General features: G+C 53.6%; 15 protein-coding genes. 8 read left to right on the forward strand and 7 right to left on the reverse strand.

Going from position 1 to position 23,230, the window contains the following annotated elements:
* Window positions 1–64: 64 nt before the first annotated feature.
* From NG346_RS02595 to NG346_RS02605, 3 genes are all read right to left on the reverse strand, one after another.
* A complete protein-coding gene (locus NG346_RS02595) occupies window positions 65–1,078 on the reverse strand; it encodes a class II fructose-bisphosphate aldolase (protein WP_262288258.1) in 1,014 nt (337 codons plus the stop codon).
* Window positions 1,079–1,288: 210 nt separating this feature from the next.
* Window positions 1,289–4,204: an outer membrane beta-barrel protein gene (locus NG346_RS02600; protein ID WP_262279371.1), complete on the reverse strand. Its 2,916-nt coding sequence runs from the start codon at window positions 4,202–4,204 to the stop codon at window positions 1,289–1,291.
* Window positions 4,205–4,291: 87 nt separating this feature from the next.
* Window positions 4,292–5,551: a sugar MFS transporter gene (locus NG346_RS02605; protein ID WP_262279370.1), complete on the reverse strand. Its 1,260-nt coding sequence runs from the start codon at window positions 5,549–5,551 to the stop codon at window positions 4,292–4,294.
* A gap of 323 nt (window positions 5,552–5,874) precedes the next feature.
* On the opposite strand from NG346_RS02605, the gene ppdK reads away from it, so the two are divergent.
* Complete coding sequence (ppdK, locus tag NG346_RS02610) at window positions 5,875–8,610, forward strand: pyruvate, phosphate dikinase (RefSeq protein WP_262279369.1); 2,736 nt, start codon at window positions 5,875–5,877, stop codon at window positions 8,608–8,610.
* Window positions 8,611–9,211: 601 nt separating this feature from the next.
* Complete coding sequence (locus NG346_RS02615; RefSeq protein ID WP_262279368.1) at window positions 9,212–12,541, forward strand: UvrD-helicase domain-containing protein; 3,330 nt, start codon at window positions 9,212–9,214, stop codon at window positions 12,539–12,541.
* 124 nt (window positions 12,542–12,665) lie between these two features.
* On the opposite strand, the gene NG346_RS02620 is transcribed toward NG346_RS02615, so the two are convergent.
* Window positions 12,666–13,727, reverse strand: a complete 1,062-nt coding sequence (locus tag NG346_RS02620; protein WP_262279367.1) for a DUF4831 family protein — start codon at window positions 13,725–13,727, stop codon at window positions 12,666–12,668.
* Window positions 13,728–13,833: 106 nt separating this feature from the next.
* The gene (locus tag NG346_RS02625; RefSeq protein ID WP_262279366.1) at window positions 13,834–15,351 is read right to left on the reverse strand and encodes an NAD(P)H-hydrate dehydratase; all 1,518 of its coding nucleotides are present in this window, start codon (window positions 15,349–15,351) and stop codon (window positions 13,834–13,836) included.
* A gap of 167 nt (window positions 15,352–15,518) precedes the next feature.
* Between NG346_RS02625 and hpt the strand changes: the two genes are divergently transcribed.
* From hpt to NG346_RS02650, 5 genes are all read left to right on the forward strand, one after another.
* The gene (gene hpt / locus NG346_RS02630) at window positions 15,519–16,055 is read left to right on the forward strand and encodes a hypoxanthine phosphoribosyltransferase (RefSeq protein ID WP_262279365.1); all 537 of its coding nucleotides are present in this window, start codon (window positions 15,519–15,521) and stop codon (window positions 16,053–16,055) included.
* A gap of 99 nt (window positions 16,056–16,154) precedes the next feature.
* The gene (locus NG346_RS02635) at window positions 16,155–16,727 is read left to right on the forward strand and encodes an adenylate kinase (RefSeq protein ID WP_262279364.1); all 573 of its coding nucleotides are present in this window, start codon (window positions 16,155–16,157) and stop codon (window positions 16,725–16,727) included.
* Between the two features lie 66 nt (window positions 16,728–16,793).
* On the forward strand, window positions 16,794–17,978 hold the full coding sequence (gene obgE / locus NG346_RS02640; protein ID WP_262279363.1) for a GTPase ObgE: 1,185 nt from the start codon (window positions 16,794–16,796) through the stop codon (window positions 17,976–17,978).
* A 14-nt stretch (window positions 17,979–17,992) separates the two neighbouring features.
* The gene (pgeF, locus tag NG346_RS02645) at window positions 17,993–18,784 is read left to right on the forward strand and encodes a peptidoglycan editing factor PgeF (RefSeq protein ID WP_262279362.1); all 792 of its coding nucleotides are present in this window, start codon (window positions 17,993–17,995) and stop codon (window positions 18,782–18,784) included.
* A 47-nt stretch (window positions 18,785–18,831) separates the two neighbouring features.
* Window positions 18,832–20,013, forward strand: coding sequence for a M23 family metallopeptidase (locus tag NG346_RS02650; RefSeq protein ID WP_262279361.1), 1,182 nt, complete (start codon window positions 18,832–18,834; stop codon window positions 20,011–20,013).
* Window positions 20,014–20,188: 175 nt separating this feature from the next.
* Here NG346_RS02650 and NG346_RS02655 read toward each other — a convergent pair whose 3' ends face one another.
* On the reverse strand, window positions 20,189–20,359 hold the full coding sequence (locus NG346_RS02655) for a DUF362 domain-containing protein (RefSeq protein ID WP_154532596.1): 171 nt from the start codon (window positions 20,357–20,359) through the stop codon (window positions 20,189–20,191).
* A gap of 247 nt (window positions 20,360–20,606) precedes the next feature.
* Here NG346_RS02655 and porT point away from each other — a divergent pair, with 247 nt between their 5' ends.
* Window positions 20,607–21,350, forward strand: a complete 744-nt coding sequence (porT, locus tag NG346_RS02660; protein ID WP_262279360.1) for a type IX secretion/gliding motility protein PorT/SprT — start codon at window positions 20,607–20,609, stop codon at window positions 21,348–21,350.
* A 278-nt stretch (window positions 21,351–21,628) separates the two neighbouring features.
* Here porT and NG346_RS02665 read toward each other — a convergent pair whose 3' ends face one another.
* Window positions 21,629–23,194, reverse strand: a complete 1,566-nt coding sequence (locus tag NG346_RS02665) for an alpha-N-arabinofuranosidase (RefSeq protein ID WP_283255645.1) — start codon at window positions 23,192–23,194, stop codon at window positions 21,629–21,631.
* Between the last annotated feature and the right edge of the window lie 36 nt (window positions 23,195–23,230).

Consider the following 23,230-nt stretch of genomic DNA (forward strand, 5'->3'; position numbering starts at 1 on the left):
TTTTTTATGCTTTAATCTTCCATGCTCACAGAGGGAGCATGGAGGAAGAAAATGTCGGAATGGATTAGTCGCAGTTAGCGAGCTTGTGATCAGAGCCGAGCACGTCAGTGATCTTCTCCTTGTACATGTCTGTCATGTAAGCACGAGCGACCTTGCCATACTGACGAGGATCGAAGTACTCAGGATGCAGAGCGAGAGTCTCACGGACACCAGCAGTGTAAGCCAGACGAGAGTCAGAGTCGATGTTGATCTTGCAGACAGCGCTCTTGGCAGCCTTACGCAGCTGCTCCTCTGGGATACCAACAGCGTCGGGGAGCTTGCCACCGTACTGGTTGATGATGTCGACATACTTCTGAGGAACAGAAGAAGAGCCGTGGAGAACGATTGGGAAGCCAGGGAGCTTCTTCTCGATCTCTTCCAGCACGTCGAATGCCAATGGAGGAGGAATCAGACGGCCTGTCTTCGGGTCACGTGTGCACTGCTCGGGCTTGAACTTGTAAGCACCGTGAGAAGTACCGATGGAGATAGCCAGAGAGTCGCAGCCAGAACGCTCGCTGAACTCGATCACCTCCTCAGGACGTGTATAGTGAGACTCCTCAGCAGAAACCTCATCCTCAACACCAGCGAGGACACCCAGCTCTGCCTCAACAGTTACGTCGAACTGATGAGCATAGTCTACGCACTTCTTGGTGAGCTCGATGTTCTCATCGAACGGCTTAGAAGAAGCGTCGATCATGACAGAAGAGAAGCCCATGTCAACGCAGCTCTTTACCAGCTCGAAGCTGTCACCGTGGTCGAGGTGCAGCACGATCTCAGGATGGTTGCAGCCCAAAGACTTAGCATACTCCACAGCACCCTCAGCCATGTAGCGGAGGAGGATAGGATTAGCATAGTTGCGGGCACCCTTAGATACCTGAAGGATCACCGGAGAGCGAAGCTCGGAAGAAGCTGTGATGATAGCCTGGAGCTGCTCGAGGTTATTGAAGTTGAATGCTGGAATAGCATAACCGCCATTGACGGCTCTCTTGAACATCTCGCGTGTGTTGACGAGACCAAGATCTTTGTAATTAACTGCCATAATACTTAATAATTATGTTTAGAATGAAATCTTCTATATATAATGATAGTCTTGCATATGCCCTTAGGCACTCTGCTCTTACCACATGCAAATTTAACAATTTATTTTCTTACCGCAAAATGTCTCTTGATAATAAGTAAAGAAGAAGGTTAAAAAAGTTTATTTAGGCCATTCTTCCTTCTCCTTATTGTCATGTTTGTCATTCTAAGTTTACAAATCTCCACCCTCCCACACATGATCTTTTTTCGATGCAGCCATGCCCAGCGTGAGCTTATAGGCCACATGCAGCATGAGGTAGCGGGGAATGGAGTTGGTCCAAGTCTCGGTACGTCCTTGCTCGTTGAGCACGAGCGTAGTGCTGTTGAGGTTGCCAAGGATGTCATAGGCGTCAAGCATAAACGTGAGGCGATCGTGCATCAACTTCTTCGAGAGGCGTGCATTCCACACGAGTTCACTACGGTTCATCTGCTCATCATTGTATCCCATACGCCTGTAGTCGGTGATGTCTGTCGACAGTTTAAGTCCCCACGGCATCGTGACGTTGGTACCCAAACGCAGGTTGCAGTCCCACGCATCGACCGCCTGAAAGTCGCGTCGCCGGCTGTTGGCGTTGTGATAGGCGACACGGCACTCGGCGAAGGCATTCAGCCGGGTGTCGAGTTGATAGTTGAGTTGCAGTTGATCGTTCACTTCCCAGCTGCGCACCTTGCTCCGCTGGTTGTCCACGCCTTCCACCGTGGTGAGGTCAACGCTATTGTTGAAGTTGGCGAAGAGGTCATTCTGTAGTCTCCATCTCGTAGCCTTGTCGAGCGGCGTAGAGAAACCCGTACCCGCCGAGACACTCCAGTTGCCGTTGACATTGGTTTGCTGCGTAGTGGTCACTCCGGTCTGCTTGTCATAGACGACAGCAGAGGCGAGGGCATTATGAGTAGTGTGGAATCCCAACGAGAAGTTCATCATCCGCTGCGTTGCCAGTCGGAAGAGTGCAGCGCTGAGGTTGACGTTGTGGCTGCGCGCCTTTTTCAGATTAGGGTTACCGAGCGTCACGTTGAGCGGATTGGCATCGTCGCGGATGTCGAGAAGCGTGGAGAGTTCCGGCACTCTCTGCGATGTGGAGTAAGAGCATTCGACATAGCGTGTACCCGTGGAGTCGTTGAACTGGTATCTCAAGTCGACCGTAGGATTAAAGAACATGGTGTGGCGCTCCTTCTCATAGTCCTTATTGCGGAAGTAACCCAAGTGCTCGCGCTTCCACTCCAACGGCAGGCGTGCCGAGAACGAGAGCTGTGGCTTTGCCGTACCATCACCATGGGAGAAGTAGAGCGAAGTCTCCGCCGTCTGCTGTGTCGTATGCATAGTGCTGCGATAGCTATTGCTGTTGTCAAGGGCGGCAAGCAGGGCCTGACGCTCCGAGGGCAACATGCCCAAGGTATAGTCCTGCTCGCGATAGCCTTCCACCTGGTCGATGCGGTAGAGATTGTAGCGTGTGTTGTCGTAGCTCTGACGAATACTATATGATGGACGCAGGTAGAGGCTGTTCAGTCCCACGGTATCGTCGACGAGCAAACAGGCATAGAGTGCCGAGGCCTCCATGTTGAGATGGCGGTCCGGCGTTTGGGAATACTGATAGCGATGATCTTGCCGGTCCTCCGTACCGAGGTAGTCGATGCGGTTCATGGCAAAGCGGTCGTTGGTCGTCTTGCCATAATCAAAGCTACCATTAAATGAGAGTTCGTCAGTACCGTTGTTGCCAAGGCGCACGCGGTCGTAAAGGCTGAGCGAAGCATTGTAGGAGTTGCCGTGAAATTGGTTGTCGTTTTTCACCCTGTTGATGGCGTGCTTCAAGAGTCGTGCGCCGGCATCAGGCATAAACAGACTGTCGAGGATGGCGTCGCCGTCCGGCTTGCTGCCAAACAGTCCCGAACGTCCGTTTTCATTTCCGTGGTTGCGGCTATAAGCCCCTGAGAGCGTGCCACCAAGCATCTGATGCGTAGGTGTCAGCCCGAAGGAAGCATCCGCCGACCACTGCCTACTGACATTGTGCGTGGCATTACGGTCGAGCCGATAGGTATCGCCGCCGGAGAGAAAGGTCTGCGCCGTGGTGCGCGTGCGTGTGTCGTTGTCGTCCGAGGCATAGCTGAGCGAAGTAGTGAAGAAGTTGTCCTCTGTCTTTCCGTCGCGCCGGTATTCCACGCCTAAGTTTCTGACCGAGGTCAATCCGCCGCCCGCGTCAGGTGCTGAGCTGATGCTTCCGCTCTCTCCCGGCACCGAGGTGTCACCGACATTGTTTGCAGATCCTGTCAGTGTGAGCCGCTCTTTTGGCGTGTAGTACATCGAGAACAGCCGTGCGGCATAGCGGTTGTTCGTACCGCCCGCGACATCGGCATTGGCCATCAGTCCATGCTTGTATTCACGTTTCAGCGTCACGTCGAGCACATAGCTCTTGTCGCCCATGTCGCGCCCCATGAGTCTGCTTTCCTGTCCTTGCTTATCGTAGGCCTTGACCTTGTCGACGGTGAAGGCGGGCAGGTTCTCCAATGCTTTCTTCATGTCGCCTTTGAAGAAGTCGCGTCCGTCGATGAGCAGTGAACTCACAGTACGTCCGTTGACTTTGATGACGCCATTGTCCAGTGTGGTGCCAGGCATCTGACGGATGAGGGCGTCGAGCATAGAGCCCTCGCTGAGGTTGAGTGCGGAAGCGTCGTAGACGAGCGTATCGCCACGCATTACCATCTTGATTTTCGTAGCCTTCACGACGACTTCGCTGAGCGTGTGCACGTCGGGCTGCAAAGCGATGTCGTCGATCTGCTGTTCATTGACACGGTTGGCCATGCGCACGGTGACGCGCCGGTAAGCGGTTTTGTAGCCAAGACTGGAGCAGCGCAGCAGATAGGTGGAGTCGTTGTCGACATCAAACTGGTAGACAAAGACTTTCCAGCCGAAGATCTGCCGTTCTGTCGTGGTGGTGGACTTGATGACAGAGGAGTCACGGGGATTGAGCAACTCCACGACTGCGCCCGCCAAGTCCTCATGATTCTTGCTGTCCACTACCCTGCCGACGATGTGGCGGGCAGCAGCGGAAAGGAAGGAGAGGGAGAAGAAAAAAAGAAAGAGCAGGCGACGCATGGAGCAATGATGAATGTTGAATGATGAGTGATGAACCCTTGAAGTATTTCACTCCCCTCTCCTTGGGAGAGGGGCACGAGGGTGAGGCTATTCTTTCTTCCTCGTCAGCTCCGAGGCAAACAGCAACACGACGAAATAGCCGATGAACGGAATGATAAACGGCATGCTCATCATCTGAGTGGAGTCAGCAATGATACCCATCAGCAGGAAGCCACAACCACCGATCGGCGTCATCATCAGCAGCGACGAGGCACTCTTCGTCAGATTACCCAAGCCGCGTAGTGCCAGAGAGAAGATCGTGGGGAACATGATGGCCTCAAAGACATAGTTGCATACCAACGCCACCATAGAGATCATGCCGAGGTTGAGCATCACCAGTCCGATGCACACCACACTGCCAATGGCACAGTAGAAGAGCATACGCTCGGCAGGAACTTTCCGCATGATCCAACTGCCCACAAAGCGGCCAACCATGAAGAAGGCAAGGGCCACCGTGAGCACGATAGACGCAGTGTTGTCGCTCATCCATCCCTTTGCGGTCACATAGTTGATGAAGTAGCTGTTGATCGAGATCTCTGCCACCTCGTAGGCCAAAAGCGAGAAGAGTCCGAAGACAAACATCGGGTGATGGCAGAACAGCTTCATGATGCGCGTGCCCTGCGAGCGGTCTTCCTCCGTCTCCTGATGCTTGATTTCCGGAAGGTGCACACGTGAGAACACCACAGCAATGATCAGCACCACAATGCCCAGCACGGTATAAGGGATGACGATGTTACCGCCACGGTCAGTGCCGTCGAAGAGGAACTGCCCGATGAGGAAGGTGGCGCTCAGCGATCCCAGTCCGTTGAACGACTGGCTGAGGTTGAGTCGGCTTGTTGCCGTGCGCGGGTCACCGAGCTCCGTGACGTATGGGTTGGCCGATGTCTCCAGGAAGACGAGACCGCAGCCAATGATAAACAGGGCACCGAGATAGGCGTAGAACGTACCGGCCTCTGCACCTGGAATGAAGAGCAGAGCGCCGATGCCAAAGAGCAGCAGACCGAAGACCACACCCAAGCGATAGCCACGACGGTTGATGAACCAACCGGCGGGTATGGCCATGATGAAGTAGCCGAGATAGGTCGTCACCTGGATGAGCGACGACTGCGTGATGGAGATGTCGAGCGCATTCTGGAAATGCTTGTTGAGCACGTCGAGAATGGCACGTGCAAAACCCCAAAGAAAGAAGAGTGAGGTGACGAGGATAAAGGGCAAGAGATAGCTGCGGTTGGTCAGCGCCGCACGTCCCTTTGTCGTACCTGCCTCTATCTGCTGTTCTTGTTTTCCTCCTGTTTGAATACGATCCATAATGAATATGTTCTATATATAATAATGTGTATGATTTGACGGACGCAAAGATACAGAAAAAAATATAAAACGACAAAGAACATCCGTCTTTTCTGCCCTCTGCCAAATGCTATCGTTGCACATATTCTACCGTCACCCCACATTCTCATGTCTTACTCTTTGATACGCTTGTTAGCGCAAACAGCGATTTTGTAAAGTCAAGATGTCAGTTTTTTCGTTATTCTCTTTGTAGTTTAATGACAAAACACTATCTTTGCAATATCTAAATCCCAACATCGCAATTTCATAAGAATAACATATAACACACACAACACCTATTAACTATGAGTGAAAAAACGAGCGAGAAGAGAGTTTATCTCTTTGGAAACGGCAAGGCTGAAGGCCGTGCCGACATGCGCAACCTTCTGGGCGGCAAAGGTGCCAACCTGGCCGAGATGAATTTGATTGGTGTACCTGTCCCACCGGGCTTCACGATTACCACTGACGTTTGCAACGAATATTTCGAGAAAGGCAAAGCCGACGTGGTCGCTTTGCTCAAGGACGACGTTGTCAATGGCGTGAAACACGTCGAAAAGCTCATGGGACTGAAGTTCGGTGACGCCAAGAATCCACTTCTTGTCAGTGTACGCTCCGGTGCGCGTGCCTCCATGCCGGGTATGATGGACACCATCCTCAACCTCGGTCTCAACGATGAGGTCGTCAAGGGACTGGCTGCCAAGACCGGCAACGAGCGCTTCGCCTACGACAGCTACCGCCGCTTCGTGCAGATGTACGGCGACGTGGTCCTCGGCATGAAGCCCGTCAACAAGGAAGATATCGATCCCTTCGAGGCTATCATTCAGAAAGTAAAGGCTCAGCGCGGCATCCGTCTCGACAATGAGATGAACACCGACGAGCTGAAGAGCCTCGTCGTCCTCTTCAAGGACTATATCAAGGAGCGCACCGGTCGTGAGTTCCCCTCCGACCCGATGGAGCAACTTTGGGGCGCCATCTGCGCTGTCTTCGACTCTTGGATGAACGACCGCGCCATCCTCTACCGCAAGATGGAGGGCATCCCACAAGAGTGGGGTACGGCAGTTACCGTCATGGCTATGGTCTTCGGCAACATGGGCAACACCTCTGCCACGGGTGTCTGCTTCAGCCGCGACGCTGCCACGGGCGAGAACCGCTTCAACGGTGAGTACCTTGTCAACGCACAGGGTGAGGACGTTGTCGCCGGTATCCGCACGCCGCAGCAGATCACCAAGGAAGGTTCGCTCCGCTGGGCTAAGCAGCAGGGCATCGACGAGGCTACACGCGCCAGCAAATATCCTTCTATGGAGGAGTCTATGCCAAATATCTATGCACAGCTCAACGACCTGCAGGACAAACTCGAGAAGCACTACAACGATATGCAGGACATGGAGTTCACCGTGCAGGAGGGCAAACTCTGGTTCCTCCAGACCCGCAACGGCAAGCGCACGGGTACGGCAATGGTGAAGATCGCCATGGATCTGCTGCGTGAGGGGCTCATCGACGAGAAGACAGCCCTGCAGCGCTGCGAGCCCAACAAGCTCGACGAACTGCTCCACCCGGTCTTCGACAAGGAGGCCAAGGCTCAGGCCCGTGTGCTCACACGCGGACTTCCCGCATCGCCGGGTGCTGCCTGTGGACAGATCGTGTTCTTCGCCGATGATGCTGAGAAATGGCACGCCGACGGCCATCAGGTGGTGATGGTACGTATCGAGACATCGCCTGAGGACCTCGCCGGCATGAGCGCCGCAGAAGGTATTCTGACGGCTCGCGGCGGTATGACATCGCACGCTGCTGTGGTAGCCCGTGGTATGGGCAAGTGCTGCGTCAGTGGTGCCGGTGCCATCAATGTCGACTACAAGGCCCGCACCGTAGAGATCGACGGCACTGTACTTCACGAGGGTGACTATATCTCTCTCAACGGTTCTACCGGTGAGGTGTACTTCGGTGAGGTGAAGACACGTCCTGCTGAGGTCACAGGCGACTTCGCTGAGCTGATGAAGCTTTGCAACAAATACACGCATCTCGTCGTCCGCACCAATGCCGACACGCCTCACGACGCTGAGGTGGCCCGCAACTTCGGTGCCGTGGGTATCGGCCTGTGCCGTACCGAGCACATGTTCTTCGAGAACGAGAAGATCAAAGCCATGCGTGAGATGATCCTCGCCGACAGCAAGGAAGGCCGCGAGAAAGCCCTCGCCAAACTGCTGCCCTATCAGAAGCAGGACTTCTATGGCATCTTAAAGTGCATGGACGGCATGCCGGTGAACATCCGTCTACTCGACCCGCCTCTCCACGAGTTCGTACCCCACGACCTGAAAGGCCAGGAGGCTATGGCTCAGGAGATGGGTGTCAGCGTGAAGGTGATCCAGGACCGCGTGCAGAGTCTGAGTGAGCACAACCCGATGCTCGGCCTTCGTGGCTGCCGTCTGGGCAACACGTTCCCCGAGATCACGGCCATGCAGACACGTGCCATCCTCGGTGCTGCCATCCAGTTGAAGAAGGAAGGCCTCGATCCCCGTCCGGAGATCATGGTGCCGTTGGTGGGTATCGTCAATGAGCTCGACGCTCAGGAGAAGGTCATCCGCGAGACCGCCGAGAAGCTCTTCGCCGAAGAGGGCGTCGAGATCCCGTTCAAGATCGGTACGATGATCGAGGTGCCGCGTGCAGCCCTGACCGCTGATCTCATCGCCCAGAAAGCTGAGTACTTCAGCTTCGGTACCAACGACCTGACACAGATGACGTTTGGCTATAGCCGCGACGACATCGCCAGCTTCCTGCCCTCTTACCTTGAGAAGAAGATCCTCGACGTCGATCCGTTCCAGGTTCTCGACCAGCGTGGCGTGGGTCAGCTGATCCGCATGGCTGTGGAGAAGGGCCGCTCAACGCGTCCTGACCTGAAGTGCGGCATCTGCGGTGAGCATGGTGGAGAGCCTTCATCGGTGAAGTTCTGCCATCGTGTGGGTCTCGACTACGTGAGCTGCTCACCGTTCCGCGTGCCTATCGCCCGTCTGGCTGCCGCGCAGGCTGCCGTAGAAGAGGCATAACTCTGAAACATTCTGTTTCCTCTTATACAAGGCAAATGCTTGGTTTCCCGGGCGTTTGCCTTTTTTGTTTGTCATAGAAGGGGGAAACTCACGAAAAGATTATTGACAAAAGCACACCAACAAGAGCAGGCAATCTAGAGAAAAGTAAAGTCTCATCTGAGCATCTTTTCGAGATAAAAACATGAAAATACGCACGTGAAATCATCAAAAGGCCTTGTTGACCTTATCAAACAACCGAGATGATGGGATCAAACAACCGAGATGATGGGATCAAACAACCGAGATGATGAGGTCAAACAACCGAGATGACAGCGCCAGAAGAGACATCCCGGAGCCGCCAAGCGTATATCCAGAACATAAACATTTACTAATCAGATAGTTACAAAACAAGCACCATTTTTCAAGAAATCACGATAAAAGGGTCGTTGATTGAAAAGAATCGCAAAATAAAGCCTGTTTTTTGTCAGAATAATCAACAGATGGCAAACCATAGGTATCATGACTGTTGATTCCCGAAAATAAGAAAAAAAGCAGCACACGCTTTGTATTCTCGTGATTAATCTCTATTTTTGCAAAGAAATAGCGTAAACAAGAACAAAGCATGACCATGAAAGATACCACGAGGCTGACCGTGTTTAAGGCCAGCGCCGGCAGCGGCAAGACCTACCGACTGGCACTGGAATACATCAAACTGCTGATGGCGGACCCGAAGAACTTCCGCTATACCCTCGCCGTGACCTTCACCAACAAGGCCACCGAAGAGATGAAGACGCGTATCCTCAGCAAACTCTTCGCCCTGGCTCACCGCCTGCCCAGCGGCGACGACTATGTCAAGGAGCTACACCACAGCATGCCGCAGCTCACAGACAACGACATCCAGCAGCGGGCGACACTCGCCCTCGACGGTATCCTCAACACTTATCACTACTTCCGCGTGGAGACCATCGATAGTTTCTTCCAGCGTATCCTCAGAAACCTCGCGCGCGAGCTCGGACTGAAAGCCAACATCAACGTGGGCCTCAACGACCGTGAGGTGGAGCAGCAGGCCGTCGACGAACTCATCGGGAACATCAACAGCGAAAAAGATCCGCTGCTCGGCTGGATGATGGACTTTGTCAACGAGCGACTCGACGAGGACAAGAACTGGAATGTCATCGGACAGATCAAGGACTTTGGTACGAATATCTACCGCGACTTCTATAAGGAGCGTCACGAGCAGCTTGAGGCGATTCTCTCCAATCCGCAGTTCTTCAAGAACTACACCGGCAAGCTTCGGGCCAAGGCTGCGCAAGTCGACAAGGACATGAGCGCGCTGGCAGACCGCTTCCAGACGCTCGTCGACCAATACGGCTTCGACGACAGCGACTTCACACGCGGCACCGTACCCAACTATTTCAAGAAGCTGCGCGAGGGCAACTACTGTGATGTCGCGCACGCTACCATCGACAAGGCCGAGACGGAGGAATGGACCAAACTCATCAAGAAAGCCATCAAAGACACTGACAAAGGCCAGACCTTCCACGAGCAGATCGCACCGCTCATCACCAAAACGGAGCAACTGCGGCAAAAGGCTGAGAGAGTGAGGTACTCGGTGGAGCTCACACTCAGAAATCTCAACGAGCTCAGACTGCTCGGACGCATCGCACAGCAGGTCGACGCCATCAATGCTGACAACAACAACTTCCCGCTCAGCAACACACAACAGCTCATCAAAGACATGATCGACGGCAGCGACACACCATTTATCTACGAGAAAATCGGCGGCGCGCTGAAGTATATCATGATCGACGAGTTCCAAGATACCAGTGCGGTGCAATGGGACAATTTCAAAGTGCTCATCGACGACTGCATCGCTCATCAGGCCGGTTCGCTGATCGTCGGTGACGTGAAACAGAGCATCTACCGGTGGCGAGGCGGCGACTGGCGGTTGCTGCAAGACCTCACCCATGACAAGCACCCAGAGATCAAAGAGGTGAAACTCGACACCAACTTCCGTTCACAGCCGAGGATTATCACGTTTAACAATATGTTCTTCAAGCTGGCTGCCAAGAAGACGACAGAGGCAGCAGTCACAGAACTCAACGATCACCATGCGCCGAAAGATGTCATCCAACAGGCCTTGGACATAGAAACGGCTTACCAGGACGTGGAGCAGGCTTATCCCAAAGGCAAGGAACTCGTCGGCATGGCCAAAATCAAACTGCTCGACGACGAGGACTATGACCAAGAGACCCTGGATCAGATCGAGAGCACCATCGCGGAACTGCTCAAGGCGGGCGTTGCCACAAAGGACATCGCCGTGCTCGTGAGAAAGAACAAACACATCCAGGCCATCGCAGAGTACTTCATGCAGCATCAGATCATGGTCGACGGCAAGCCAGCCGACGTGAGTCTTGTCAGCGACGAAGCCTTCCGTCTCGACGCTTCCCTGGCCGTGAGGATGCTCATCGGCGCACTGCGCTTCCTCGTCCATCCCGACGACAAGCTGACAACGGCCTTCCTCGTCAAGGCCTATCACCGCATCGGAGGAGATGGGAAAGAGGAGGAGAACAAGGACGGCAAGGAGGATGATCCCTCAAGGGCGGTAAATAATGACAAAGGCGACGCGAATCTCGACACACGGCTCTTTGTCGGTAAAGACGACATCACCACGCAGTTGCCCGAAGCCTTGCGCACGGAGCGTGACGAACTGCGGGGGCAGCCGCTGATGATGCTATTTACGCGTCTCTATGCCATCCTCGGCCTGGAGCGCCTCGACGACGAGAGTGCTTATGTCTGTGCCTTTCTTGACAAGGTGGCGACGCTGATACACAGCAAGGCGGTCGGCATCGAGGATGTGCTCAACGCCTGGGACACAGATCTCTGCGGCAAAGCGATCCACAGCGACGACATCAACGGCATCAGACTGATGACTATCCACAAAAGCAAAGGACTGGAGTTTGCTAATGTCATCATCCCTTACTGCGACTGGGACATCGAGCGGAACAACGACACGCTGTGGTTTACCACCGACGACAAGCCGGAGCCGTTCAACGAGTTGCCGCTCGTGCCGGTATCGCTGCAAAGCAAGAAACTCAAGAACTCGATCTACTCCGACGACTACGACCGCGAGCATCTGAAAAATATCGTCGACAACCTCAACCTGCTCTATGTGGCTTTCACGCGTGCGAAGTGCAACCTCTATGTCTTCGGCAAAAAGAGTCCGAAGGCTCCCTACCCTTCCAAGATCATCCAGGACGTGGCAGAAGACTTGAAGCAGGAATGCACCATCGAGGAGGACGACAAGACGATGACAATCACCTTCGGTGAGTTCTGTCCTACGCCCAAGAAAAGCGATGACAAAGACACGGAAAACGTGTTCCTGGTCGACGACGAGCCGCTGCGTGTCAAAATCAAAAACTATCCGGAGGTTTACGAGTTCAAGGAGAGCAACGACTGCAAGGCTTTCATCATGCCGCAGGATGACGAGGACGCACAGATGCGGCGCGCGTATATCGAGACGGGAAACATCATCCACGAGTTGCTGTCGCATATCCGCGATGTCAACGACATCGACCGCGCCATCAACAACATGGAGTTCAGCGGTGTGCTCTATGAAAAGCCGATGACACGCGAGAGCCTGCGTGCCATGGTGCACCAGCTCATCGAGAGCCCGGTACCCAAGACTTGGTTCCGTCCGGGACTGAAGGTGATGAACGAGTGCGAAATCATCTGCTACAGCAAGAAAGATGGTACAGTGGTACCGAAACGTCCCGACCGTGTCATCGACGACGGAAATGCAGTGACGGTCATCGACTTCAAGACGGGATCACCAAGGGCCAAACACGTGGAGCAGGTACAGAACTACATGACGTTGCTCAGCGAGATAGGGTACAGTAATGTCAAGGGCTATCTCTGGTATCTGAGAACCAATACGGTCAGAGCCGTATAAACAAAACAACCGAATATCGGAATCATATTCTCGATATTCGGTTATTTTAGGTCTATACAGATAAAGCGTTTTCAAGAGCAGATCCTAACCGCCACCTGATAATCACATAAGTCGCCTTGATGGGCTATTTCTCCAGTCCTTCGATCTTCTTGACGCTACCGCCTAAAGGATCGAGAACCAGACGCGTGGACTGTTTCTTGCCAAACAGCTCGCCGCTCAGCGACTCCACGGTACCAAACTGCGGAGCCACAGCCTCAAAGGTTCCCACAGGCTGCTGGTCGCAGACCACGGTGATCTTCATCTTACTGGGCTGGTTAACGCGCAGTCCAATATCGTTCTTGTCTTCCTTCTTTTTCTTCTCATCCTCAGCAACAGATGCGGCAGGTGCCACAGTGTGCTCGTCAGCTACCCTTATATAATAAGGTGCGCCCGCATAGTCGTCAGCATCGACAAGTCCCAAGCGCTTGGAGAAGCGGAAAAGCACTTCTTCTCCCTCCTTGACGGGAAGATAGTCGATGGTGGTCCACGCCGTGTCCTTCACCACCGTACCGGTGAACAGCGTCGTCAGACTCTGCTCCTGCGTATCAAGGTTTCTCAGCATGGTCTTTAGCTGCTCACCATCCTTGGGCATATAGTCTGCCTCGCCTTTGGCCAGTTGGCTGCGACTGTCCCGGATGTCGTAGATCTCCTGCGCTGTCAATTCCGCCATCTTAGCCGTGTTGCTGGCATTGAGGATGTCCGCCGTCATGAAATCAGCAGGGTTGACGGCCTTCGGTCTGGCAGCCGGAGAGAAGCGGCGCACGACAGGGCGCAAAGGCTGTGCCTCGGTATTGACAGCCAGGAGTTGTCCGTTGGGTGCCCGCGTCACGTCGGTGATGCTGTGCTTTTTGTCAAGCTGCAACGTAAAGTGCTTTGTGGTATCGGGTACGGCAACGGGATCCATCTCAAGGCCTATGACACGATAGGAAGTAGAGGCTTCCTCCGAAACATTCTGACGGATATAGCGCATGGCATATTTTGCAAACTGTCCGGGCGTGTATTGTGTCTTCTCGACTTTCACCGTGAAGCGCAGCATTGTCTTCGGCAGGTAATAGTCAGTACCCTCCACCGACTGGGCACTTGCCTGCATGGCAAAAGCACCCACCAGCAGACTGCCTGCCAAAAGCATTCGTTTATAGTTCATCATTGATATTTCGTCATTTATGATTCTTCTTTGTTCTCTCAACCTTCAGCATTGAATCCCTTCTTCTTTGAATCCATTCAACGCCCAGCATTGAATTCCCCACATTCATTCAGTCTTCCAGCCGCAGAAAGGCTTTGGGCAGATAGTTGATGATGTCGCTTGCGATGAGACTCTCCTTGCCGAGGTCTCTCACAGCCAGATCTCCGGCCAGACCGTGGAGATACATTCCTAACTGGCATGCCGTCGCCTGGTCATAGCCACGCGCGAGAAGTCCGGCGATGATACCCGTCAGCACGTCGCCGCTGCCTGCCGTCGCCATGCCACTGTTGCCGGTGGAGTTAAAGACGATATGTCCGTCGGGTTTGCAGAGTGCGGAGTAGTGGTCCTTGAGCAGGATATAGCCTTGGAGATGCTCTGCCAACTGCCGGGCCTTGGTCAGACGCTCGTAATCACTCGAACTCGTCACGCCCACCAACCGGTCAAACTCCTTGGGATGTGGCGTCATGATGATGCCCGGTGGCAACTGCTGCATCCATGCCTGATGGTTGGCCAGCATGTTCAGTCCGTCAGCGTCCACCACGATGGGACATTGCGTGCGGCGTATCTGACCGATCAGCGCGATGGCCGAGTTCTCGCTCTGTCCCAGTCCCGGACCGATGGCGAGGGCGTCATAGTCCTGGCTCTCCACGCTGTCGGAGAAATAGGTCTCCTCACGGTCCATCTGCAATACGGCTTCCGGCACAGCCACCTGCATGATGCCATAGTTGCGCTTCGGCGTGTGCACCGTCACCTTTCCGGCTCCCGAGCGCAGACAAGCGCGTGTGGCGAGGATGGCGGCACCCGACATGCCATAGCTGCCGGCAATGATCAGGGCGTGGCCCATCGTACCCTTGTGCACGAAGTCACCACGATGGCGCAGACAAGGTATCAGATCCGTCTCTTCCTGGATGCGGCAGCTGACCTCCGTGTCGCGGATATAGTCAGGACTCAGCCGGATGTCCAGCACACGCAGACGGCCGAGATACTGCTGGCAGTCGGTAAGCATCATGCTCAGCTTCTTCTGTTGCAGGGTCAGCGTCAGGTCGGCACGAACGATGTTTTGCCGGACATTGTAGGTGTTGTCCTCGCACATCAGCCCCGACGGCATGTCAATGCTTACCACCTTGGCGGGACTCTGGTTGATATATTTCACCAACGAGGCAAAGCCTCCGCTGAGTGGCTTGTTGATACCCGAGCCGAAAAGACCGTCGACGACAAGCGTCTCGGGCGTGAGCTCTGGCGGATCGAAGTTTAAAGTGATCTCCGTGAAATGACTGACTTTCTTGGCGTAGACGAGACGCTCCTTGTTGGCAGCGCAGTCCTCCGACAGTTTGTTGTGGATATTGAACAGGTACACGCTCACCTGATAATGGCTTTCGGCCAGCATACGCGCCACGGCCAAAGCGTCACCGCCGTTGTTTCCGGGGCCGGCAAAGACCACCACGGGTGTGCGGTCGGTCCATTCGTCCATGATAGCACGGGTCAGAGCTTTGGCAGCTCGCTCCATTAAGTCGATAGACTTCACAGGCTCGTGCTCAATGGTATAATTGTCAAGCTCATGAATCTGAGCAGCTGTAAATATCTTCATACGTAAAAAACAATGTGGTGCAAAGATAAAAAAAAGATTGCAGAACGACAACGTGACAATCGCTTATTTTTGCAAAATAGATTAAATAAAAGGCGCTGCGTTCTCATTATTCGTGCATTTTTCGTAATTTTGCATTATTAAATAGGTCAACAAAAACGCATTTCACCATGGACATTGTGAAGATAAAGGACAAAACATTCCGTACATTTATACCGGAGTCAGAGATTCAATGCAAAGTAAAAGCCGTTGCCGAAAAGCTCAATAAAGACATGGCGGGCAAGAACCCGCTGTTTCTCGCTGTGCTCAATGGGTCGTTTATCTTTGCAGCAGACCTGATGCGCTACCTCACCATCCCCTGCGAGATCTCTTTCGTGAAGCTGGCTTCTTACCAGGGCACCACTTCTGTGGGTAAGGTGAAAGAGCTCATCGGCATCAACCAGGAGCTCAAGGGCCGCACCGTCGTCATCGTCGAGGACATCGTCGACACGGGCAACACCATGAAGCAGATGCTCGCCACGCTCGAAGGCTACGAGCCGGAGTCGCTGCATATCTGCACGCTGCTCGTCAAGCCCGGCAAGCTGCAGGTGCCTCTCAACATCGAGTACCCCGCCATGGAAATCCCCAACGACTTCATCGTGGGCTATGGACTGGACTATGACCAGCAGGGCCGCAACCTCCGTGACATCTACACCGTCGTGGAATAAAGACGCCTTTTGCAAAGGGAAGATGCCTTTTGCAAAGGAAGAAACCGGACATTTATTTATACATTATAATTTTTACATTATACATTATACATTAATCCGATGAAGAATATTGTGATTTTCGGTGCTCCTGGTTCAGGCAAGGGCACACAGAGCGACAAGATGATCGCTAAGTATGGTTTCAAACATATCTCTACCGGCGACGTGCTGCGCAACGAGATCAAGAACGGCACTGAGCTGGGCAAGACAGCGAAAGGATATATCGACAACGGTCAGCTGATCCCCGACGATCTGATGGTCAACATTCTGGCCAGCGTCTACGACAGCTTCGGCAAAGAGCACGAAGGTGTGATCTTCGACGGTTTCCCCCGCACCATCCCGCAGGCCGAGGCACTGAAGAAGATGCTCGCTGAGCGTGGTCACAAGGTGGCTGCCATGATCGAGCTCGACGTTCCTGAGGACGAGCTCATGAAGCGACTCATCCTCCGCGGCCAGCAGAGCGGACGCAGCGACGACAACGAGGAGACCATCAAGAAGCGCCTCAACGTTTACCACAACCAGACAGCTCCGCTGATCGACTGGTATGAGAAAGAGGGCATCCACCACCATATCAATGGCCTCGGTGAGCTCGACCGTATCTTCGCCGACATCTGCAAGGTGATCGACAGCCTGTAAACAAAGCAAACAATATGTTCTGTGTTGGGCGTTTAACGCCCAACGCTTAACATTCAACAATTAAGTATGGATTCCAACTTCGTAGACTACGTAAAGATATACTGTCGTTCAGGCAAGGGTGGACGTGGCTCCATGCACCTGCGACATGTCAAATACCAACCCAACGGCGGTCCCGACGGTGGCGACGGCGGCAAGGGCGGCAGCGTCATCTTGCGCGGCAACCACAACTACTGGACTTTGCTGCACTTGAAATACCAGCGCCACGTCTTCGCTGAGAACGGTGGCAACGGCGGCCGCGACAAATGCCACGGCACGGACGGCAAGGACATCTACATCGATGTGCCCTGCGGTACGGTGGTGTACAACGCCGAGACGGGTAAATATGTCTGTGACGTCACCTACGATGGTCAGGAAGTCATGCTCCTCAAAGGAGGACGAGGCGGACTCGGCAACTGGCAGTTCCGTACAGCCACACGACAAACGCCACGCTTCGCACAGCCCGGTGAACCTATGCAGGAGATGACGGTCATCCTTGAGCTGAAGCTCTTGGCCGATGTGGGCCTCGTGGGATTTCCCAACGCGGGTAAGTCTACATTGCTCTCCTCCTTGTCCAGTGCCCGTCCGAAGATCGCCAACTATCCTTTCACAACGTTGGAGCCTTCACTCGGCATCGTCTCCTACCGCGACAACAAATCGTTTGTGATGGCCGACATCCCGGGTATCATCGAAGGAGCCAGCGAGGGCAAAGGACTCGGACTGCGCTTCCTCCGGCATATCGAGCGCAACTCGCTGCTGCTGTTCATGGTGCCCGGTGACACCGACGACATCAAACACGACTATGAGGTGCTGCTCAACGAACTGAAGAAGTTCAATCCCGAGATGCTCGACAAGCACCGCGTGCTCGCCGTCACCAAAAGCGACCTGCTCGATGAGGAACTCATTGAGATGTTGCGGGAAACGCTGCCTACAGATCTGCCCGTCGTCTTCATCTCGTCTGTCACAGGCTATGGCTTGGACGAACTGAAAGACGTGCTATGGGAGGAACTCAACAGCGAAAGCAACAAACTGCAGGAGATCACGGCAGAGGACACCCTCGTGCACCGCGACAAAGACATGCAGAAACTCAGCACGGAACTTCACGACGAAGGTGAGGACGAGGTGCTCTTCGTCGATGAGGACGAAGTGGAAGATGCCGACGAAGACGAACTCGATGACTACGAGACGTTTGATCCTGACGAGGACAAGGAGTAAAGGCGAAAGAAAACATGGAACCAGAATTAGAACAATATAATTTCGGTGACGACATCGTTGCCTTCTCTACCACACGACACGGTGGCGTGAGTAAAGGCAACTATGCCGAGCTGAACATCAATCCCTACTGCGGTGATGATCCTAAGGATGTAAGTGCCAATCTGAAAACATTATGCGACGCACTGGAGATCACCACTGATCATCTCATCCTCCCTCACCAGACCCATCAGACGGTATGCCGGGCCATCACGCCGGAACATTTCAATCTGTCAAATGAAAAGAGGAAAGAATACCTGGAAGGCGTCGATGCTGTGATGACAGAAATGCCGAAGGTGTGTGTCGGCGTGTCGACTGCCGACTGTATCCCCCTACTCTACTACGACACGGAGCACAAGGCCATTGCTGCCGTACATGCAGGATGGCGCGGCACGCTGGCCGGCATTGCCACAAAAGCCCTGGAGGCAATGGCGAAACAATATGGTACACAACCGGGCAAAGTGAAGATAATGATTGGTCCGGGCATCTCGCTAAAGAATTTTGAAGTCGGTGACGAGGTGTACGAACAGTTTGCCAATGCCTTTCCCTTCATCCGCTTCATGTCGAAGAGATACGACAAATGGCATCTCGACCTGCAAGTCTGCAACCGTCTGCAACTGCTCCATGCCGGTGCAAGACTGGAGAACATTGTCATGTCGAACATCTGCACCTATGACCAGACCGACCGCTTCTTCTCTGCACGCCGCTTGGGCACTCAGTCGGGAAGAATATATAATGGCATCATGAGAAAAGGAGACTCATCAAAGTGAGTGATAAGAAAAGAAACATCTCAAAGGGAGCCTTACTCCTTATTATTATGTGCACGACCCTGATGGCCTTTGCACCGAATATGAAGTTCGACCCTTTGGCCAACTACCAGAACATCTTTGCCGGACGCAACAAAGAGCTCATAGAGAAGCACGAGCTGTCTATCCATCTCGACTGCATCAAGCCCGGCGAATATGCCTACCCGCTGAAAGGATCGCAGTCGGGCGTCAACGCTGAGGACCTGCTGCAGATCGTCTCACAAAAGGATAAGCACGTCAAGGCAATCTTTGCAGGACGGGTGAGGGTCGCCGCCTCAAGCCCGCTCTCAGGTTCGTTTGTTGTCATCACTCACGACAACGGTTTGGAGACTTTCTACCGCAACATCCATCATCTCGCCATTCATGTTGGTGACCGCGTCAAAGCCGGACAGGTCATCGCCGATGCCGACAAATGCAAGTTTGGATATACCGTCGGTGTGATGTTCCTGCTCAACGGTACGCCCATCCATCCTTTTTTTGTCTTTGACACCTACGCCCAACGCCCGCTCAACGATGTGCTGCGCTGTAAGCTCACAGACAAGTATCTGATCACCACAACTTCTAAGCGAGTGGCCTTCACCTTGGCTCGCAAACGCTTTCAGGCCTCACTCATCGCCTCACTCGATCCCGTGAAGCCAAAGTACTTCGGAGCGGCAGGGCCAGCAAAGATCAATCTGGAATTTCTCAACGCCAAACACTGGTGCTACCCTCTTGTCGGCAGCTACGTCACCAGTCCATACGATAAGTTGCGCCAGAAACCTGACACCACAGCCACCTATCATCATACCGGCGTAGACATCAAAAACCACACGCCACACGACAGTATCCATGTAGCCTTTGACGGTATCGTCGAGGAGTCGTGCCCAGTTCCCGGTTATGGCAACTGCATCATGGTGAAACACGCCTACGGCATTGAGACGCTCTATGGCCATCAGACGGTCAACTTCGTACACGCCGGCCAGCATGTCAAGGCTGGACAAGTGATCGGACTCACCGGCGCCACCGGGCACGCCACCGGCGACCACCTTCATTTCGAGATGCTCTATCGTGGCCACCGCATCGATCCGGCCCTGTTCTTCGATCATAAGAAGCACACCTTGCGCCGCGCCACCGTGTTTCTGCGCGGTCCGAAGGTCATCAGCAAGCCCAACGACGAGCGTGACCGCTACCTCTTCGGGTGGAAGATCGCATAGTGCTCCGCCCCCGACTGGCAAGCGGAGCCCGCTCCTCTTTCAAGTGTGCGTAAGCCGTTCGATTTGCCGTGGCTGTGCCACGGCCCTCCCCCCCCCCACATACGCAGCAAGGCCTCTTCCGAGTCTTCGGAAGAGGCCTTGCCATTTGTATGCAACGGCTGCGAGCCGGAACTAATTACTCACCGAGGTGAATAGCCTCGTTGGGGCATACAGAAGCGCAAGTACCGCACTCTGTGCACTCATCGGGGTTGATAGAATACTTGTCACCAGCAGAGATAGCGCCTACCGGGCACTCATCGATACATGTTCCACATGCAACGCAGTCATCGTTAATAACGTAAGCCATAATGTTCTTGTATTTTAAATGATTAAATGTTATTGTTTCGTTGTTGCAAAGATAATTATTTTCTTTGGAATACCTATAAATGACGACCGGTTTTTTATTATTTTAAACAAAGGATTTTCCTCCCTTGTCTTCACTACTCATTAATAAGTATCATGGCAAGCCTACATCAGCATAAGTTCAGACTGTCAGCAACCGATCATCAAGCTCTCATCAACAATATTTCACCTTCTCCTGCGTTATGATGAGTATGAAGAAGATTGTCTTTGTTATCTTCCTGATGCTCACCGTCGCCGGTGCCGCTTGGGGACAGGAACAGACGGTGCAGAACCGCCCGTATATCGATTTGCGTCCCTTCCACTTCGGCCTGCTCGTTGGCACTCACTTGCAGGATATCGAGTTCAACAACATAGGACCGCAGACCATCATCGCCAACAACGGATCGCAACAGACCTATACCATCACGTGTGACCAAAGCCGATGGGACAACGGATTTCAGGTAGGCGTGCTCGGCGAAGCACGTCTGACCGAGAACTTCCAGTTCCGTGTGGCTCCCGCCATCCTTTTTGGATCGCGCCATATCGAGTTTCACAACATGGATACTCAGGCTCCCGACTCGATGCTCCACCGCTCGCAAGACTTAAAGACGATCTACTTCACCTGTTCGTTTGACCTCATCGCAGCCGCACCGCGTATGGGCAACCACCGGCCTTACGCCATGCTGGGACTGACACCGGCCATCAACCTCACGGGCACGGACAACAGCTACATCAAACTCAAACGCTACGACATGTATCTGGAAGCTGGCTTCGGCTGTGATTTCTACATGCCTTTCTTCAAGGTGCGACCGGAACTAAAGTTCATGTACAGCCTCACCAACAGCCTCGACAAAGACCATGCTGACCGCTTGCAGGACGAGGCGATGCGCCCCTATGCACTCAGCGTGAACAAAGCAAGAAGCAAGGTCATCGCCCTCACTTTCTACTTTGAATGAAGACAGAGAGACAGAATATCCAAGACAAAAAGACAGAAAAGACATATTATTATTAAAGACAGAAAGGCTCTCTGACACTATCAGAAAGGTACTTTGAGGATATTAGAAAGCCTTTCTAACCCCATGACAAAGTTCCTTAGACCAAGTAAGTCACCATCAAAAAGAATATAACCGAATAGGAAGAACGTGATATTCTCGATATTCGGTTATATTCTTGATTCCGCCGTGGCGGAGCGTTCACTAACAAAGATGTACGTTACTTTGTAGTTGGGAATAGACTATTTGACGTTCAGCACTACGATCGACATCGGGGGGAGCGTGGCCTTGAGCTTGTCGCCTTTGACTTTAGCACCGGAGAAGGCTGTCGTCTTCACCACGTCGGGATGTTTGAAGCCGTTGTAGTCGGTGACCTTCTTGGCGGTGAGGATCGTACCCGAGACCTGCTTGCCCGAGAAGCCGTCGAGAGCGAGTTCCACCGGCTCAGTCTTGTCGAGACGCGGGTTGACGAGTGAGACGACGAGGCTGCCATCCTGCTTCTTGGCTGCGGAAACAGAAAGACTTGGGACGCGGCCCGGCGTCATCTTGTACATCAGCGGCTTGGCGGTGAGCGTGTCGCAGGTGAAAGATGCAGGCAGGTAGGTGGCCTCCTGGAAGTCGCGGTACATCTTGAAGACATAGTAAGTCGGCGTGAGCACCATGTGGCCTTGTCCGATGGTGTCGGTGAGGATCATGCTTTGCAGCACGTTGACCACCTGCGCGATGTTGGCCATGCGTATGCGGTCGGTGTGGCGCTGGAAGATGTTGAGCGTCAGAGCGGCTACCATGGCGTCGCGCATCGTGTTTTGCTGATAGAGATGTCCGCGGATCGTACCCGGCTCCTCGTCCCACCAAGTACCCCACTCGTCGACCATCAGCCCGATCTTCTTCTGTGGGTCTTTCTTGTCCATGATGTCGCTATGGCGTTTGATGACGTCCTCGATTTGCAGGCACTTGGCGAGTGTGGTGTAGTACTCGTCGTTGGTGAACGCTGTTGCTGAGCCTTTATTGTTGCTCCAGTCCTTGACAGTGTAGTAGTGGAGCGAGAGTCCGTTCATACGGTTGCCCACGCGGTCCATGAGCGTCTTTGTCCAGTCGTAGTCATAGTCACTGGCACCTGAGGCGATGCGGAAGAGATGGTTGTTGTGCTGGTCACGGCAGTAGGTGTTGTAGCGGCGGTAGAGGTCGGCATAGTACTCCGGCCGCATGTTGCCGCCGCATCCCCAGCTCTCGTTGCCCACACCGAGATATTTCAGATGCCAGGGTTTCTCGCGTCCGTTCTTACGGCGCAGGTTCGCCATCGGCGTGTCGCCGTCGCCGGTCATATACTCCACCCATTTGGAGAGTTCCTCAACGGTTCCGGATCCCACATTGCCGCTGATATACGGTTCAGCGCCGAGTTTCTCGCAGAGATTCATGAACTCGTTGGTACCGAAAGAGTTGTCCTCAATGGTACCGCCCCAGTTGTTGTTTTGCATCTTAGGGCGTTTGCTGCGAGGTCCGATGCCGTCCATCCAGTGATATTCGTCGGCAAAGCAGCCGCCGGGCCAGCGCAAGACGGGCACGCGGAGCTCCTTGAGCGCGTTGAATACGTCGGTGCGGTAGCCGTCGGTGTTGGGGATGTGGGAGTCGGGACCTACCCACAGACCACCGTAGATACATGTGCCGAGGTGCTCGGCAAACTGTCCGTAGAGCTCCTTGTAGATCTTCTGCTGGCCTTGGTTGGCATGGATCGTCACCTGAGTCTGAGCCATCAGACCACTGGAAGCTGACACGAGAAGTGTCGATAGAATTAGTTTTTTAAGCATAGAAAAATTTGTTATTGGTGTTATGTAAAATGGTGA

Origin of the sequence: Hallella absiana (assembly GCF_025457485.1) — a bacterium.
GTDB classification, from domain to species: domain Bacteria; phylum Bacteroidota; class Bacteroidia; order Bacteroidales; family Bacteroidaceae; genus Prevotella; species Prevotella absiana.

Bases quoted from the DNA above. Each gene is read 5' to 3' on its own strand.
- NG346_RS02665 (WP_283255645.1), bottom strand. From the start codon at position 23,194: ATGCTTAAAAAACTAATTCTATCGACACTTCTCGTGTCAGCTTCCAGT.
- NG346_RS02620 (WP_262279367.1), bottom strand. From the start codon at position 13,727: ATGATGAACTATAAACGAATGCTTTTGGCAGGCAGTCTGCTGGTGGGT.
- pgeF (WP_262279362.1), top strand. From the start codon at position 17,993: ATGGAACCAGAATTAGAACAATATAATTTCGGTGACGACATCGTTGCC.
- NG346_RS02625 (WP_262279366.1), bottom strand. From the start codon at position 15,351: ATGAAGATATTTACAGCTGCTCAGATTCATGAGCTTGACAATTATACC.
- porT (WP_262279360.1), top strand. From the start codon at position 20,607: ATGAAGAAGATTGTCTTTGTTATCTTCCTGATGCTCACCGTCGCCGGT.
- NG346_RS02615 (WP_262279368.1), top strand. From the start codon at position 9,212: ATGACCATGAAAGATACCACGAGGCTGACCGTGTTTAAGGCCAGCGCC.
- hpt (WP_262279365.1), top strand. From the start codon at position 15,519: ATGGACATTGTGAAGATAAAGGACAAAACATTCCGTACATTTATACCG.
- NG346_RS02605 (WP_262279370.1), bottom strand. From the start codon at position 5,551: ATGGATCGTATTCAAACAGGAGGAAAACAAGAACAGCAGATAGAGGCA.
- NG346_RS02655 (WP_154532596.1), bottom strand. From the start codon at position 20,359: ATGGCTTACGTTATTAACGATGACTGCGTTGCATGTGGAACATGTATC.
- NG346_RS02650 (WP_262279361.1), top strand. From the start codon at position 18,832: ATGTGCACGACCCTGATGGCCTTTGCACCGAATATGAAGTTCGACCCT.
- ppdK (WP_262279369.1), top strand. From the start codon at position 5,875: ATGAGTGAAAAAACGAGCGAGAAGAGAGTTTATCTCTTTGGAAACGGC.
- NG346_RS02600 (WP_262279371.1), bottom strand. From the start codon at position 4,204: ATGCGTCGCCTGCTCTTTCTTTTTTTCTTCTCCCTCTCCTTCCTTTCC.
- obgE (WP_262279363.1), top strand. From the start codon at position 16,794: ATGGATTCCAACTTCGTAGACTACGTAAAGATATACTGTCGTTCAGGC.
- NG346_RS02635 (WP_262279364.1), top strand. From the start codon at position 16,155: ATGAAGAATATTGTGATTTTCGGTGCTCCTGGTTCAGGCAAGGGCACA.
- NG346_RS02595 (WP_262288258.1), bottom strand. From the start codon at position 1,078: ATGGCAGTTAATTACAAAGATCTTGGTCTCGTCAACACACGCGAGATG.